Annotated in this window: 14 protein-coding genes; 8 read left to right on the plus strand and 6 right to left on the minus strand. The window is 70.7% G+C overall.

All coding sequences use genetic code 11. The features are described 5' to 3' along the window. The first annotated feature begins 52 nt into the window (after positions 1–52). Both ACFP2T_RS00870 and ACFP2T_RS00875 read left to right on the plus strand, forming a co-directional pair. Positions 53–3829 carry a multifunctional oxoglutarate decarboxylase/oxoglutarate dehydrogenase thiamine pyrophosphate-binding subunit/dihydrolipoyllysine-residue succinyltransferase subunit gene (locus ACFP2T_RS00870; RefSeq protein ID WP_377416211.1) on the plus strand — a complete coding sequence of 1259 codons (3777 nt, stop codon included), beginning with the start codon at positions 53–55 and terminating at the stop codon, positions 3827–3829. A gap of 186 nt (positions 3830–4015) precedes the next feature. Further along, positions 4016–4195, plus strand: coding sequence for a DUF6104 family protein (locus ACFP2T_RS00875; protein WP_192767075.1), 180 nt, complete (start codon positions 4016–4018; stop codon positions 4193–4195). A gap of 101 nt (positions 4196–4296) precedes the next feature. Here the strand turns inward: ACFP2T_RS00875 and ACFP2T_RS00880 are convergent, their stop codons facing one another. Then, the gene (locus ACFP2T_RS00880) at positions 4297–4467 is read right to left on the minus strand and encodes a hypothetical protein (protein ID WP_377416213.1); all 171 of its coding nucleotides are present in this window, start codon (positions 4465–4467) and stop codon (positions 4297–4299) included. Positions 4468–4592: 125 nt separating this feature from the next. Between ACFP2T_RS00880 and ACFP2T_RS00885 the strand changes: the two genes are divergently transcribed. The 3 genes from ACFP2T_RS00885 to ACFP2T_RS00895 all read left to right on the plus strand — a co-directional run bounded on the left by ACFP2T_RS00885 (position 4593) and on the right by ACFP2T_RS00895 (position 9170). After that, positions 4593–6938, plus strand: coding sequence for an MMPL family transporter (locus ACFP2T_RS00885; RefSeq protein ID WP_377416215.1), 2346 nt, complete (start codon positions 4593–4595; stop codon positions 6936–6938). 104 nt (positions 6939–7042) lie between these two features. Then, entirely contained in the window at positions 7043–7993 is a 951-nt protein-coding gene (locus ACFP2T_RS00890; protein WP_377416217.1) for an alpha/beta hydrolase family protein, read from the plus strand. A 169-nt stretch (positions 7994–8162) separates the two neighbouring features. Beyond that, a complete protein-coding gene (locus tag ACFP2T_RS00895) occupies positions 8163–9170 on the plus strand; it encodes an alpha/beta hydrolase family protein (protein ID WP_377416219.1) in 1008 nt (335 codons plus the stop codon). Positions 9171–9236: 66 nt separating this feature from the next. On the opposite strand, the gene ACFP2T_RS00900 is transcribed toward ACFP2T_RS00895, so the two are convergent. The 4 genes from ACFP2T_RS00900 to ACFP2T_RS00915 form a co-directional block, all read right to left on the minus strand. Next, on the minus strand, positions 9237–10478 hold the full coding sequence (locus ACFP2T_RS00900) for a right-handed parallel beta-helix repeat-containing protein (protein ID WP_377416221.1): 1242 nt from the start codon (positions 10476–10478) through the stop codon (positions 9237–9239). Between the two features lie 412 nt (positions 10479–10890). Then, positions 10891–11844, minus strand: a complete 954-nt coding sequence (locus ACFP2T_RS00905) for a zinc-binding dehydrogenase (RefSeq protein WP_377416223.1) — start codon at positions 11842–11844, stop codon at positions 10891–10893. A 125-nt stretch (positions 11845–11969) separates the two neighbouring features. Next, the gene (locus ACFP2T_RS00910; protein ID WP_377416225.1) at positions 11970–13193 is read right to left on the minus strand and encodes an NAD(P)-dependent malic enzyme; all 1224 of its coding nucleotides are present in this window, start codon (positions 13191–13193) and stop codon (positions 11970–11972) included. 138 nt (positions 13194–13331) lie between these two features. Continuing rightward, positions 13332–13682, minus strand: a complete 351-nt coding sequence (locus ACFP2T_RS00915; protein ID WP_377416227.1) for a S24 family peptidase — start codon at positions 13680–13682, stop codon at positions 13332–13334. Between the two features lie 83 nt (positions 13683–13765). Here ACFP2T_RS00915 and sodN point away from each other — a divergent pair, with 83 nt between their 5' ends. The 3 genes from sodN to ACFP2T_RS00930 all read left to right on the plus strand — a co-directional run bounded on the left by sodN (position 13766) and on the right by ACFP2T_RS00930 (position 14870). Continuing rightward, positions 13766–14173 carry a superoxide dismutase, Ni gene (sodN, locus tag ACFP2T_RS00920; protein WP_192767067.1) on the plus strand — a complete coding sequence of 136 codons (408 nt, stop codon included), beginning with the start codon at positions 13766–13768 and terminating at the stop codon, positions 14171–14173. Between the two features lie 56 nt (positions 14174–14229). Next, positions 14230–14358: a hypothetical protein gene (locus ACFP2T_RS00925; protein ID WP_377416229.1), complete on the plus strand. Its 129-nt coding sequence runs from the start codon at positions 14230–14232 to the stop codon at positions 14356–14358. Positions 14359–14462: 104 nt separating this feature from the next. Beyond that, positions 14463–14870, plus strand: coding sequence for an ATP-binding protein (locus ACFP2T_RS00930; protein WP_377416231.1), 408 nt, complete (start codon positions 14463–14465; stop codon positions 14868–14870). An 82-nt stretch (positions 14871–14952) separates the two neighbouring features. Here the strand turns inward: ACFP2T_RS00930 and ACFP2T_RS00935 are convergent, their stop codons facing one another. Beyond that, complete coding sequence (locus ACFP2T_RS00935; protein WP_377416233.1) at positions 14953–15351, minus strand: hypothetical protein; 399 nt, start codon at positions 15349–15351, stop codon at positions 14953–14955. Positions 15352–15388 lie beyond the last annotated feature (37 nt).

Below are 15388 nucleotides of genomic sequence, written 5' to 3' on the forward strand. Positions count from 1 at the left end.
TGGCAGGAGACCGCGTGACATACAACCCGCGTGAAAGAGGCGATTACCGGCCGTGTCGACCCAGCAGACTTCGCAGGAAAATCCACTGGCGGGTTTCGGCCCCAATGAGTGGATCGTCGAGGAGATGTACCAGCGCTACCTCGCCGACCCCGCCAGCGTCGACTCCGCCTGGCACGACTTCTTCGCCGACTATCGGCCCGCGGCAGGACAGGCGGACGGCACCGGGGCCGGCGACGCCGGGATGACCGGCACGTCCGATGGCGGCACCGCGACCGCCACCGAGAAGCCGGCGACGACCCCGCGGCCCAAGTCCACCGCCGACGCCAGCACCGCGCCGACCAGCGCCCCGGCGGCACCGAAGCGTACGACCGCGGCGCCGGAGGGCAAGGCGGCGACCAAGCCGGTCGCGGCGACCCCGAAGGCCACCCCGGCGCCGAGCAAGCCGGCTCCCGCCGCCAAGGGCGGAGCGGGCCAGGCCGGCGGCGGGCAGAGCACTCCGTTGCGCGGCGTGGCCGCCCGGATCGTGCAGAACATGGACGCCTCGCTGTCGGTGCCGACCGCGACCAGCGTGCGCGCCGTACCGGCGAAGCTGCTGGTGGACAACCGGATCGTCATCAACAACCACCTCGCCCGGGGCCGTGGCGGCAAGGTCAGTTTCACCCACCTGATCGGGTACGCCCTGATCAAGGCGCTCGCCGAGCACCCGGAGATGAACAACTCCTTCGCCGAGGTCGACGGCAAGCCGGCGATGGTCCGGCCCGAGCACGTCAACCTGGGCATCGCGATCGACCTGGCCAAGCCGGACGGCTCGCGCACCCTCGTGGTGCCGTCGATCAAGGCTTGCGAGCAGATGGACTTCCGGCAGTTCTGGCAGGCGTACGAGGACGTGGTCCGGCGGGCCCGGCGCAACGAGCTGACCATGGAGGACTACGGCGGCACGACGATCTCGCTGACCAACCCGGGCGGGATCGGCACCGTGCACTCCCAGCCGCGCCTGATGGTCGGGCAGGGCACCATCATCGGCGTCGGCGCGATGGAGTACCCGGCGCCGTACCAGGGGATGTCCGAGGAGACCCTCGCCGAGCTGGCGGTCAGCAAGATCATCACACTGACCAGCACGTACGACCACCGGATCATCCAGGGCGCGCAGTCCGGCGAGTTCCTCAAGATCGTCCACGAACTGGTGCTCGGTGAGCACGGCTTCTACGACGAGATCTTCACCTCGCTGCGCATCCCGTACGAGCCGGTGCGCTGGGTGCGGGACGTGGCGGTCAGCTCCGAGGGGCAGATCAACAAGACCGCCCGGGTGATCGAGATCATCCACGCCTACCGGGTGCGCGGTCACCTGATGGCGGACACCGACCCACTCGAGTTCAAGATCCGTAAGCATCCCGACCTCGACGTACGCCAGCACGGGCTGACCCTCTGGGACCTGGACCGGACCTTCCCGGTCGGCGGCTTCGCCGGCAAGCAGAAGATGAAGCTGCGCGACGTCCTCGGCGTGGTCCGGGACTCGTACTGCCGCCGGGTCGGCGTCGAGTACATGCACATCCAGGACCCGGAGGAGCGACGCTGGATCCAGGAGCGGATCGAGCGCAAGTACACCAAGCCCGCGCCGGACGAGCAGAAGCACGTGCTCAACCGGCTCAACGCGGCCGAGGCGTTCGAGACCTTCCTCCAGACCAAGTACGTCGGCCAGAAGCGCTTCTCGCTGGAGGGCGGCGAGTCGCTGATCCCGCTGCTCGGTGAGGTGCTGGAGTCGGCCGCCGAGAACGACCTCGACGAGGTGGTCATCGGGATGGCCCACCGGGGCCGGCTGAACGTGCTGGCCAACATCGTCGGCAAGCCGTACGAGAAGATCTTCTCCGAGTTCGAGGGGCACCTCGACCCCAGGTCGACCCAGGGTTCCGGCGACGTCAAGTACCACCTCGGCCAGGCCGGCAAGTTCACCACCCCGGACGGCGAGCACTCGATCAAGGTCTCGGTGACCGCCAACCCCTCCCACCTGGAGGCGGTGGACCCGGTACTGGAGGGCATCGTCCGGGCCAAGCAGGACCGGATCGACCTCAAGCTGGAGGGCTACACGGTGCTGCCGGTGGCCGTACACGGCGACGCCGCGTTCGCCGGCCAGGGTGTGGTCGCGGAGACGCTCAACCTCTCCCAGCTACGCGGTTACCGGACCGGCGGCACCGTGCACGTCGTGGTCAACAACCAGGTCGGCTTCACCACGGCTCCGGAGTACTCGCGGTCCAGCCTCTACAGCACAGACGTGGCCCGGATGATCCAGGCGCCGATCTTCCATGTGAACGGCGACGACCCGGAGGCCGTGGTCCGGGTGGCCCGGCTGGCCTTCGAGTACCGGCAGGCGTTCAACAAGGACGTCGTGATCGACATGGTCTGCTACCGGCGGCGCGGGCACAACGAGGGCGACGACCCGGCGATGTCCAACCCGCTGATGTACAAGATCATTGACTCGAAGCGGTCCGTCCGGAAGCTCTACACCGAGGAACTGATCGGTCGCGGCGACATCACCCTGGAGGACGCCGAGGAGCTGCTCCGTGACTTCCAGGCGCAGTTGGAGCGGGTCTTCAAGGCCACCCGGGACGCCGCCTCGTCGGCCCGACCGGCCGCCCGGCCCCGCCGGCAGGCCGAGCCGGAGCCGGAGGTCGAAACCGCGACCACCGTGCCCACGGTGCACGCGATCGGCAAGGCGCACACCACGCTGCCGGAGGGATTCACCCCGCACAAGCGGATCCAGCAACTGCTGGACCGGCGGGCCAAGATGTCCGAGGCCGGCAACATCGACTGGGGCTACGGCGAGATCATCGCCTTCGGATCGCTGCTCAACGACGGCGTGACCGTCCGGCTCGCCGGGCAGGACTCCCGACGTGGCACCTTCGTACAGCGGCACGCCGTCATCGTCGACTCGCGGACCGGTGCCGAGCACGTGCCGCTGTCCGCGATGACCGGCGACCGGGCCCGGTTCTTCGTGCACGACTCCCTGCTCAGCGAGTACGCCGCGATGGGCTTCGAGTACGGCTACTCGGTGGAGAACCCCGAGGCACTGGTCCTCTGGGAGGCCCAGTTCGGTGACTTCGCCGACGGGGCGCAGACCGTGGTCGACGAGTTCATCTCGTCCGGCGAGGTGAAGTGGGCCCAGCAGTCGGCGTTGACCCTGCTGCTGCCGCACGGGCACGAGGGCCAGGGCCCGGACCACACCTCCGGGCGACCGGAGCGGTTCCTCCAGATGTGCGCCGAGGACAACATGCGGGTCGCCATCCCGACCACCCCGGCGAACTACTTCCACCTGCTCCGCCGGCAGGCGCTCTCCACCAAGCGCAAGCCGCTGGTGGTGTTCACCCCGAAGTCCCTGCTCCGGCACAAGCTCTGCGTGTCCAGTGTCGAGGACTTCACCACCGGCACCTTCCAGCCGGTCATGACCGACACCTCCAGCGTGGCTCCGGAGGCGGTCAAGCGGGTACTGCTCTGCTCCGGCAAGGTCTACTACGACCTGTTGCAGGCGCGGACCGATCGCGGCATCACCGACACCGCGATCGTCCGGATGGAGCAGCTCTACCCGCTTCCGGTCGACGAGATCCGGGCCGCGCTGGCGCAGTACCCCAACGCGGAGGACTTCGCCTGGGTCCAGGAGGAGCCGGCCAACCAGGGCGCCTGGTCGTTCGTGGCGCTCAACCTCCTGGAGCACCTGGAGGGCGTACGGCTGCGCCGGATCTCCCGTCCGGCGGCCGCCGCCCCGGCGGTCGGCTCGGCGAAGATGCACGACGTCGAGCAGGCCGCGCTGATCGAGGCGGCGCTGCCCCGCCCCTGACAGCCGACACCAGCGGACCGGGGGCCGGCAGGATGTGGATCCGTCCACTCCGGCAGGTCCCCCGGCCAGCGGGCCGGCTCGACCCGGAAGGGCCCGGCTCAGCCCGGAACGGGTCGAAACGGACGGGCCACGGAACACGGCGGGCCACGGAACACGGCAGGCCACGGAACGACGAAAGAGAGCGGCGTGTACTTCACCGACCGAGGCATCGAGGAACTCGTCGAGCGCCGGGGCACCGAGACGGTGACCCTGGAGTGGCTCGGCCAGCGGCTGCGCGACTTCGTCGACCTCAATCCCGAGTTCGAGACGCCGGTCGAGCGGTTCGCCACCTGGCTGGCCAGGCTGGACGACGAGGACGACCTCTGAGAGTGCCGCCCGGCGCGGGCCGGGCGGTCAGCGGCACCGCCCGGTCGACCCGGGCCTGATCGGCACGGCCCGGTCAGGGCCGAGCCGGCCGATCAGGACGGTCAGCCCAGCGCCAGCCAACCGACCAGGACGGCCAGCACCGCGACCGCGATCGCGATCCCGATGATCAGTGGCAGCCTGGACGTCGGTTCGACGGCGGCCGGTTCGGTGGAATGGGCGAAGACCCGGAAAGCCTCGGTGTTGCCGCTCGGGTCAGGGTGCTGCTCAGCCATGCCGAGCACCCTAGCGAACCCGAGCCAGGTCAGGCTTCCCCTACCCTTGCGGCGTGGCCGCCCCTACCCCCGACCGGGGTGCTTCCCGGATCGATCCAGGCCAGCCCGGCTCATAGCGTCGAGCCATGACGACGTCGAGCATTCTCCCGCCGCCCACGACGAGGGCGGAGCCGAGCGCCGGGCCCGCCCGGCGGCCGGGCAACCTCGCCGCGAGAATCGCCGGTTGGAGCGCCCGGCACCGGGCCACCGCCGTCCTCGGATGGCTGCTGTTCGTGATCGCGGCAACCGCGCTGAGCACCGTACTGGGCACCGTCGAGGTGACGGACAGCGAGAACGGGCACGGCGACTCCCGCCGGGCTGACGAGATCATCGCCGCCGCCGGCTTCCCGGACCGGGCCGGCGAGGTGGTACTGATCGAGAGCGACGAACTGCTCACCGACGCGCCCGCCTTCCGGGCCGCGGTCGCCGCGACGATCGCCGCGGTCGAACGCACCGGCCGGGTCGAGAACATCCACTCGGACGCGGTCTCCGCCGACCGGCACGCCACGCTGGTCACCTTCGACCTGACCGGACCGGCCGAGGGCGCCGCCGACCGGGTCGGACCGGTACGCGACGCGGTGGCCGGCGTCCAACGGGACCACCCCGACCTGTACGTGGCGCAGACCGGCGGCGCGAGCATCGGCGAGGCGCTCGGCAAGACCCTGGACGCCGACATGCACCGACTGTCGATGCTCTCCATCCCGGTGACGCTGGGCATCCTGATCGTGGCGTTCGGGGCGCTGCTGGCCGCCGTACTGCCGATGGGGCTGGCCCTGACCGCGTTCCTCGGCTCGCTCGGCCTGCTCGCGCTGGCCAGCCGGCTCGCTCCGGCGGTGGACACCACCATGCACCTCATGCTGCTGATGGGACTCGCCGTCGGGGTGGACTACTGCCTGTTCTACCTGCGTCGGGAGCGGGAGGAGCGGGCCAAGGGCGCCACCGGGGAGCAGGCGCTGGCGATCGCCGCCGCCACCTCCGGCCGCTCGGTGCTGATCTCGGCGCTGACCGTGATCATCGCGATGTCGGGCATGTTCCTGACCCAGGACGCCACCTTCATCAGTCTCGCGGTCGGCACCATCCTGGTCGTCGCCACCGCCGGAGTCGGCGCGCTCACGGTGCTGCCGGCGGTACTCAGCAAGCTGGGCGACCGGGTCGACCTGGGCCGGGTACCCGGGCTGTACCGGCGGCAGTCCAGCGGCCGGGGCACGCGGGCGTTCCTGGGCGCGGTGCTGCGCCGGCCCGGCCTGTCCGCGACGCTCGCCGTCGCCGCCCTGCTGGCGCTGGCGCTGCCGCTGCTCGGCATGCGGACGGCCGAGGAGGACGTCACCGCGCTGAAGAACCCGGGACCGGCGCTGAGCGCCTTCCTCCGGGTCCAGGCCGCCTTTCCCGGTGGTGCCGAACCGGCGGTGGTGGCGATCCGGGCCGACGACGTCACCACCCCGGCCCTGACCGCCGCGATCGACAACCTCCGGACCGAGGCGGTGGCCACCGGTCGGCTGCACGAACCGGTGTCGGTCGAGGTCAACCCGGACCGGACGGTCGCGCTGGTCCGGCTGGGCCTGTCCGGTTCCGGTGTCGACGCCACGTCCGAGCAGGCGGTACGGACCCTGCGTGAGCAGGTCATCCCGCGCACCGTCCAGGGGGTCGGCGGTGCGGAGGTGCTGGTGACCGGCCTTGCCGCGAGTTCGGTCGACTTCAACGCGGCACTGGGCCGCAGCGTGCCACTGGTGTTCGGGTTCGTGCTGGGCCTGGCGTTCCTGTTGATGCTGGTGTCGTTCCGGTCGCTGGTGGTGGCGTTGACCGCGATCGTGCTCAACCTGCTCTCCGTCGCCGCCGCGTACGGGCTGCTGGTCGTGGTCTTCCAGCACGGTTGGGGCGCGGCACTGCTCGACTTCACCTCGGTCGGCTCCATCACCAACTGGGTGCCGTTGTTCCTCTTCGTCATCCTGTTCGGGCTGTCGATGGACTACCACGTCTTCATCCTCAGCCGGATCCGGGAGGGCCACGACCGGGGCTGGCCGAGCCGGCTCGCCATCTCCCGGGGCATCCGGGGTACGGCCGGCGTGATCACCAGTGCCGCCGTGGTGATGGTCGCCGTCTTCGCCCTGTTCACCACGGGCTCACTGGTGTCGATGAAGGAACTCGGCTTCGGTCTCGCCGTCGCGGTGCTGATCGACGCGACCATCGTCCGGGCGGTGCTGCTGCCGTCGGTGATGGTCCTGCTCGGCCACCACAACTGGTACCTGCCCCGGTGGCTGGAGTGGCTGCCCCGGCTCTCGCACGGCGAGGCGCCGCACGGCCAGCAGCCGCAGGTCTTCGCCCCGGCCGTACCGGCGCACGTGCCCGCCGCCGGAGGGCAGCCGTACGCGTCGGCGGGCGGACCGGGGTACCTGTCCGTCGGCGAGCAGTCGCACGGGGCGCCGAGACACTGACAACCGAATCGGGGGCGGACGGCGGGACAAACCGTCCGGGTGGCCGTCGCACGAGGACCGGAAAGCTGGCCTCGTGCGGCGGTCCGCCGTCTAGCGTCTGTGCTGTGCGCGTGAACCCCTTGCTCGCGGGGCTGACGGTCCTGCTGCTGCCGATCGCGCTCACCGCCTGCGGGTGGGCGGTCGCCGCGCCGGCCCCGACGGCACTGCCGGGCGGGGCGCCGGATCGGACGTACGCGGTCGGCGTGCGTACGCTCGATCTCGGTCGCGGCACCGCCCGCCCGCTCCCGGTCACCGTCTGGTACCCGGCCCGGGACGACGCCTCGGCCAGTCCCGGCACGGAGGGTCGGTCCAGGCCGGGCCGGAACGCCGCGATGGCCCCGGGCCGGTTTCCTCTCGTGCTGTTCAGTCACGGCCTGTACAGCCTGCCCGAAATGCACACCCAACTGACGACCCGGTGGGCGGCGGCCGGTTTCGTCGTCGCCGCCCCGGCATATCCGCACACCAACCGCCGTACGACCCGGTTCGACCGGAGCGACGTCCGGCGCCAGCCCGCGGACGCCTGGCAGGTGATCCAGCAGGTGAGCCGCCTGGACCGGCTCTCCGGCGACCGGTTCGCCGGACATCTGGCGGTGAACCGGATCGCGGCGGTGGGGCACTCCGCCGGTGGCTACACCACCGCCGGCCTGTTCGCGCCGGGGCATTCAGAGTGGCTGCGCGGTGGAATCGTGATCGCCGGTGGCGGGATGGCCGGCAGCCCGTTCGCCGGGCCGGCCGCGCCGTTGCTCTTCGTGCACGGCGACGCCGACCGGGTCGTGCCGGTGACCACCGGCCGGAACGCCTACCAGCGGGTGCCGTGGCCCAAGGCGTTCCTCACGCTGACCGGTCAGGGACACGGCGAGTACCTCACCCCGGGGCGGCCCGGTTTCGACCAGACGATGGCCGCGACGACGGATTTCCTGCGCTGGACGCTCTACGGCGACGCCGAGGCCCGGCGGGAACTTCCGGCCGCCGCGACGGCCCGCGGCGTCACCGAGTTCGCCGACCAGCTCGACTGACCCGTCCCCCGCCCCCCGTCGGCTCCCGGCCCCGACCTACCGAGCGGACCCTCCGGACCCTCCGGACCGCTCCGGGCCTGTCCGGCCGACACTGGTCGACGGCACACTCCGGTGATCGGACACTCCGGTGATCGGACACTCCGGCGACCGGCGCGGCACACTGGAGCACATGCGCCGACGCTCCGCCCGTACCGTCCTGGCCAGCGCGACCCTTGCCACCACCCTGACCGTGACCCTGGCCGGCTGCTCGGCCGGTCCGCGCCGACCGGCGCCCGACCAACCGGCCCCGGCGGGCAGCCCGACACCGGTCGGCAGCGCCGCACCCAGCCCCAGCCGGGCCGCGGTGCCGCAGGGCGTCGCGCCGAACCGGCGGTTCGCGGTCGGGGTGCGGGAACTGGCGTTAAACCGGGGTGGCGACCGACGGCTTCCGGTCACCGTCTGGTACCCGGCCACCGGAACCGCCGGAAACCGGCCGGTCCAGGGCCTCCGGGTCGCGCAGGGACGGTTTCCGGTGGTTCTGTTCAGCCACGGTCTGACCGCCCGGCCCACCGACTACCGGCCACTGCTCGACCGCTGGTCGGCGGCGGGCTTCGTGGTGGTGGCGCCCAGCTATCCGCACACGAGTCGGGGGGTGTCGAGTTACCAGGTGCTCGACGTGGTGAACCAGCCGGCCGACGCGTCGTACGTGCTGACCAGGGTGCTGGCCCTGGACACCCGCGCCGGTGACCCGCTGCGCGGCCATCTCGCCACCGACCGGGTCGGCGCGGCCGGACATTCGGCGGGCGGGGTGACCACCATCGGCCTGTTCACCGTCGGCCGGGACGAGCGACTCGACGCCGGTATCGTGCTCGCCGGTACGGCGCTGGGCGTGGGTACCGCGTTCAGCGGGCAGGCCGCGCCGCAACTCTTCGTACACGGGCAACTCGACGACGTGGTGTCGTACCGGGCCGGCAAGGCCGCGTACGACCGGGTCCCGTGGCCGAAGGCGATGCTGACGCTGCCCGACGGCGACCACGGCGGGGCGCTGCTCGGCAGCGACGAACAGGCCCTCGAGGTGGTCGCCGACACCACCGTCGAGTTCCTCCGCTGGTCGCTGTACGGCGATCCGCAGGCGTTGCGCCGGTTGCCCCGCCAAGCGGCCCGGGGCGGCTTGGCCTCCCTCGACGACCACCTCTGACCCCTCACCCCCCGTGCTGGGGCGCGGCCGGTCAGGGCCGACCGGCCGCGCCCTGCGAAAGGGTGGCTAGACCACCGGCCTACGGTTGTCCGCGTACAGGTTGGTCTCCCGGTCCCAGGTGATGCCGCGTTGGTCCGGTCGGGCTATCACGCCGTACCGGTGGTTCCGGCCGAAGACATTGCCCTGGACCCGGATATTGGAGGCGTTGAGATCCTCCCGCACCCCTATCGAATAGTTACCGCCGTTGCAGTAATTTCTCTCGAATATCAGGTTCGAGACGACCGGACCGGTGGTCGATCCGATCATGAGGCAGGCGTTGAACGGATCTCTGGTGACCGGGTTGTACGCCTCCAGCGAGTTCCCCCGGACCACGATATTGGACGCTCCGGTCGTCTGGAGGGTGTCATTGTGTGAACCGGGCCCTCTGGTCAGGTGATGAATCCAGGAATTCTCCACCACCACGTCACTGCCGAGCCGGGGACCGTCGATGACATTGCTGATGTCGAGCCGGCGCAACGTGTACTCGCCGCAGCAGACCGCCGCCGAGTTCTTTCCCTTGCCATTGATCTCGACGTCCTCCACGACCAGGTTCACCGCCCCGTCCGTACGGATCGAGTAGAGGCCGTCGCAGGTGATCCGGGATTTCCGCAGGATCACGTTCTTCGCGGTGACCGTCACGCAGCCGGTGATGTTCAGGCCACTGACCACCTGCCCGTCCCGAGTGATCTTGATCGAGCCGGACGCCGTCAACTTGGTGCCGGGCGGTACGCCGGTGTTGTCCGGGCCGGGGAAGGAGGACGGGATCCGGGTGGTCGGCGCCCTGCTCACGCTCACATCGGCGCCCGGCTCCGTCGGCTCCCCGGACGGGGTCGGTGTCGCACCGGGAGTTGTCGCGGTCGGGTCCGGCTCCGCCGGGGGCAGGTCGCCGGCCGCGACCGGCTTGCCGTTCCACGTCGACCCGACGATGGTCGCGGGTGCGTCGGCCGAGTGCATGAAGCCGTTCTTGCAACCGGAGATGTGGACCTTGCGGGCCGTGTAGTTGCCGAACACGAGGCCATTCGTCCCGGGCCGGGTGCATTGGATCCAGGTGCTCTCGATCAGCGCTCCGGAGAAACCCTCGAATACCCGTACCGCGTGTGCGCCGCCGTACTTGACGGTGACATTCTTGATCGTTACGTCGTTGGCCTTGATATGGACGTAGCCATCGATCTTGCGCCCCTGTAGGACGGTGCCGTTCTTGGTAATCGTCATCGACCCGTCGCCGCTGCTGGCGACCGCGACACCAATACCCGCGAGGATGACCGTCAAGGTCGCCGAGGCCACCACGAGTGAACGCGGCGTACGCCAGCCCCGCCTTCGGCCGCCTCGCCGGACTGCCGGCGTCCGCCGATCACGTTGGCCCGCCACAGAGAAACTCATCAAGATCCGACTCCTTCGCCGTACGCATCATCCGCGATCAGAGGGGCGGAACGGGACGACTGTACCCGTCGGTCCCAAGCGGACGAAGGCACGAAGGAAAGGGGTCAAAGCGAACCTTTAGTTATCCTAAGGTCCGTCTTTACTCTGACTTAGTGGCGCATTTTCGGCGGCTTATTCTGCCCGGCTGTCCGTTTTGGTTCCAGGTGAAATGTCCGGATTTTCAAATGCTGTCGCCCGAGCGTGTTCGGCCGACTCCCCGGCGTGTTGGAACCCCGGAACCCACTCGCCGGAAGCGCCGAGCCTAGCCGGCGTGGTCCAGCACCACCTTGCCGAAGACGTTCCCGGAGAGCAGCCGGGCGAATGCCTCCGGCACCCGGGAGAAGGGCAGGGTCTCGTCGATCACCGGCCGGATCTCCCGCCGCGCGCAGAGGTCGAGCAGGCCGGCGAGTTCCGCCGGGGTGCCCATGGTGGATCCAAGGATCTCCAACTGCATGGCGAAGACCCGGCGCAGGTTCACGGCCGGCTCGTACCCCGCCGTCGCGCCGCTGACCACGATCCGGGCGCCCGGAGCGGCCGACTTCAGTGAGTGGTCGAACGTCGCCGCGCCAACGGTCTCGACGACCACGTCGACCCGCTCCGGCAGGCGGGCCCCCGGCGACAACGCGGTCGCGCCCAGGGCGGCGATCCGGTCCCGCTTGCCGGCGTCCCGGCTGGTCGCGTACACCCGCTTGCCGAGCGCCACCGCGAGCACCACGGCCGCCGTCGCCACGCCGCCACCGGCGCCCTGCACCAGTACCGCCTCGCCGTCGGCCACCCGCCCCTTGGTGGTGAGCATCCGGTACGCCGTCAACCAGGCCGTCGGCAGGCAGGCCGCCTCGGCGAAGGACATGCCGGCCGGCTTGGGCACCAGGTTGGCCCGGGGCACCGCGACCCGCTCGGCGAGGGTGCCGGGATGGTTCTCGGAGAGCAGTGAGATCCCCCGTGGATCGCCCGGATCCGGGACCACCGGGTAGACGACCACCTCGTTGCCGTCCGGGTCGACCCCCGCCGCGTCGCAGCCGAGAATCATCGGCAGCCGGTCGGCGGGCAGCCCGACCCCGCGCAGGGACCAGATGTCGTGGTGGTTCAGCGAGCTTGCCCGCACCTGCACCGTCACCCAGTCCGGGTCGGGATGGGTCGGCTCGGGTCGGTCACCGACAACCAGCGCGGCGAGCGGATCATCGGCATCGAACATCGAGGCGTACGCGGCACGCATGATCCACACGTTACACGCCCGACCGGCCGGGTCGATTGGCCGGCGACCGGCGGACCGGACCGGCGACGACCGGCGCGAGTGACGACCGGCGCGAGCGACGACCGAGCGGACGACGACAGCGACGGTCAGGCGCGGGCGACGCCGTCCCGGCGAGCCGCCTCGGCAACCGCCGCCGCGACCGCCGGCGCCACCCTCGGGTCCAGTGGCGACGGCACGATGGCGTCGGCCCGGAGCTGCCCGGCCTCCGGCCCGGCCGGCTCTTCCCCGACCGGCCACGCCCGTTCGCTGGCGACCATGGCGATCGCGTCGGCGGCGGCCACCTTCATGCCCTCGGTGATCCGGACCGCCCGCGCCGCCAACGCCCCCTGGAAGATCCCGGGGAAGGCCAGCACGTTGTTGATCTGGTTGGGATAGTCACTGCGACCGGTCGCGACCACCGAGGCGTACCTGCCGGCCACCTCCGGGTCCACCTCGGGCGTCGGGTTGGCCAGCGCGAAGATGGCGCCGCCGGGAGCCATCCCGGCCACCGCCTCCTCGGGGATCTGTCCACCTGAGACACCGATCAGCACGTCGGCATCGCGCAGTGCCTCGGTGATGCCACCGGTCCGGCCGGCGGCGTTGGTCAGCTCCGCCAGCTCCGCCTTGGTCTCGGTCAGACCCGGTCGGCCCCGGCCGATGATCCCCCGGGAGTCGCAGACCACCACCTCGGCCGGATTGACACCCCCGGCCACCAGCATCCTGGTCACCGCGACCCCGGCCGCCCCGGCACCGCTGACCGCTACCCGCAGGTCACCGAGCTTGCGGTTGAGCAGGGTGGCGGCGTTACGCAACGCGGCGAGCACCACGACGGCGGTGCCGTGCTGGTCGTCGTGGAAGACCGGGATCGGCAGCGCCTCGTCGAGCCGGCGCTCGATCTCGAAGCACCGGGGCGCACTGATGTCCTCCAGGTTGATGCCCCCGAAGGACGGAGCCAGCGCGGTCACCACCGCGATGATCTCCTCGACGTCCTGCGTGTCCAGACAGATCGGTACGGCGTCCACCCCACCGAACTGCTTGAACAGCACCGCCTTGCCCTCCATCACCGGCATCGCCGCCCGGGGGCCGATGTTGCCCAGACCCAGTACGGCCGACCCGTCCGTGACAACCGCCACCGTGTGCGAGACCCAGGTGTACTCGTCCACCAGGGCGGGGTCGGCGGCGATGGCCTCACAGACCCGGGCGACGCCCGGCGTGTAGGCGAGGGACAGGTCCTCCCGCGTGGCCAGTGGGACGGTCGCGGTGACCGCCATCTTGCCGCCCCGATGCAGATCGAAGGCTGGATCGGTGGGGTCCACGGCGGTGGATGACATGGTGACTCCAAGATGCGTCGATGCAGTCGGAGCGGCCGGTTGGGCGCGAGATCGGCGATCACCGGCAGCGGTGCGGGGGTCACCCGGTATGAACTACAGAGCATAGTGGCGTCTCGAGTGCCGGCTGCCCCGCAGGGGTCATACCGGCCGGTAACCGAACCGCCCCGGGCGTGGCCAGTACCGGAACACTACCCGTCCACACACGTCCGCAACCCCGTACGCCCGGGAGTCGTCGGTGACCAGTTCGTTGTCGCCGCGTACCCACCAACCACCGTCGGTGGCGCGGACCGCGCGCTTGACCACGAGCAGGTCCGGCCGGGTCCGGAACACCGCCACCACCAGGTCGCCGGGGCGGATCGCACGGCCACCGCGCCGGACCAGCAACGCGTCGCCGTGCCGCAACGTCGGAACCATCGACGGCCCCGCCACGAGTACGGCGAATACCGGCGCCCGGAGCCGACGCCCGACGCGGGGAGTGTCGGCGGACACCGAGTTTCACCTCCGCCCCTTCGGGGACATATCGCAGGAGTACTGTCATCCTGGATCATCACAGACTTGCCATGGAGGGTCCCATGCGACTTCCTCGCATCCTTACACCTCGCATCGTCGCCAGTGCACACTGCGACCTGCCGTGCGGCGTCTACGACCCGGCCCAGGCCCGGATCGAGGCCGAGTCGATCAAAGCGATCGACGAGAAGTACCAGGCCAACACCGACCCCGAGTTCCGCACCCGCGCCCTGATCATCAAGGAGCAGCGCTCCGAGCTGGTCAAGCACCACCTCTGGGTGCTCTGGACCGACTACTTCAAGCCGCCGCACTTCGAGAAGTACCCGCAGCTCCACCAGTTGTTCAACGAGGCCACCAAGCTCGCCGGTGGTGGTGGCGGCACCAAGGCCACGACCGACGGGTCCAAGGCCGACGAGCTGCTGCAGAAGATCGACGAGATCGCGAAGATCTTCTGGGAGACCAAGCAGGCGTGAGTTCCGCCGTCTCCGCCGGGCCGATCGGTTCCGAAGGCGTTGACGCTGGTACGACGATGCGGCCGGCACGTCACCACGACGTGCCGGCCATTGTCGCCGTGCCGGCCAATGTCGCCGTGCCGGCCAATGTCGCCGGGCCGACCGAACCGGCGGCTGGCGTACCCGGCCAGGGCAGCACCGACTGACCGGGAAAGTCGCGCCGGCCCCGCCCGGGGTCGGACCGCTCGTCGGTTGGGCCACCGCCGGCACCCGGCGGGCGAGTAGAGTCCGATACGGGGGGATAGGCCTGGTGACTCAACTGACCACACCGTCGCAGACCGGCGACGACATCGTCCTGCTCACCGTGCCCGCTGACGGTGGCTATCTCGGCGTACTGCGTACCGCGACGGCCGGACTGGCCGCGCGGTTGCAGTTCGCCCTGGACGAGATCGAGGATCTGCGCATCGCCGTCGACGAGGCGTGCGCGATGCTGCTGGCCGTCGCTACCCGGGACGCCGAACTCGAGTGCCGATTCTCGGTCACCGACGACGCGCTGACCGTCGAGGTGTCCGTCGCGACGACGCGGGGCGCACGGCTTCCGGCCGAATCGTCGTTCGCGTGGAAGGTGTTGACCGCCCTGACGACCTCCGCCTCGGCTACCGCCGACAACGGCCGGGCGACCATCATGCTGCTGACCCGTCGGGCCGGCGCGGCCTGACCGCGCGGCCCGACCGGGCCGACGGAGCCAGCGCCTGACGAAGCCAGGGCGGTGGGTCGGGTCTCGAACCCCGCTCGGCGGCTCAGGCCCGCTCGGTGTCGAAGCCCAGTGCCCGGTTCGTCGGCCCGCTCAGCAGCAGGCCGCAGACCAGTAGGCCGAGCACGATCAGTGGGGCGCCGATCCAGGCCAGCCCGCCCTGGATCATGTAGTAGCCGATCGGCACCAGCATGAACTGCAACACGATGGCCGGCGCGCGGGCGATGGTCCGGCGGCGGCCGAGCGCGACGGCGAGCGCCCACAGCGCGGCGGCTCCGGCCAGCGCGAAGACGGTCACGAGCAGGCCGCCGACGAGGCTCGCGGTCGCGCGCAGCGTGGCGTAGACCAGGAAGAGCGTCAGCAGTCCCAGAGCGATCCCCTGGGCCCGCAACAACCACACCGCCCAGCGCAGGGAGCCGGGCAGAGGTTCAGGGACGCTTGTCACGGCCGCCACGATACCTCGGCGGCTCGCGGTACAGTGC

This window comes from Plantactinospora solaniradicis (genome assembly GCF_042658085.1).
In the GTDB taxonomy this organism is placed as follows: Bacteria; Actinomycetota; Actinomycetes; order Mycobacteriales; family Micromonosporaceae; genus Plantactinospora; species Plantactinospora solaniradicis.

Coding starts and splice junctions, on each gene's coding strand:
- ACFP2T_RS00895 (WP_377416219.1), top strand. CDS start 8,163: ATGCGCCGACGCTCCGCCCGTACCGTCCTGGCCAGCGCGACCCTTGCC.
- ACFP2T_RS00925 (WP_377416229.1), top strand. CDS start 14,230: ATGCGGCCGGCACGTCACCACGACGTGCCGGCCATTGTCGCCGTGCCG.
- ACFP2T_RS00910 (WP_377416225.1), bottom strand. CDS start 13,193: ATGTCATCCACCGCCGTGGACCCCACCGATCCAGCCTTCGATCTGCAT.
- sodN (WP_192767067.1), top strand. CDS start 13,766: ATGCGACTTCCTCGCATCCTTACACCTCGCATCGTCGCCAGTGCACAC.
- ACFP2T_RS00905 (WP_377416223.1), bottom strand. CDS start 11,844: ATGCGTGCCGCGTACGCCTCGATGTTCGATGCCGATGATCCGCTCGCC.
- ACFP2T_RS00880 (WP_377416213.1), bottom strand. CDS start 4,467: ATGGCTGAGCAGCACCCTGACCCGAGCGGCAACACCGAGGCTTTCCGG.
- ACFP2T_RS00885 (WP_377416215.1), top strand. CDS start 4,593: ATGACGACGTCGAGCATTCTCCCGCCGCCCACGACGAGGGCGGAGCCG.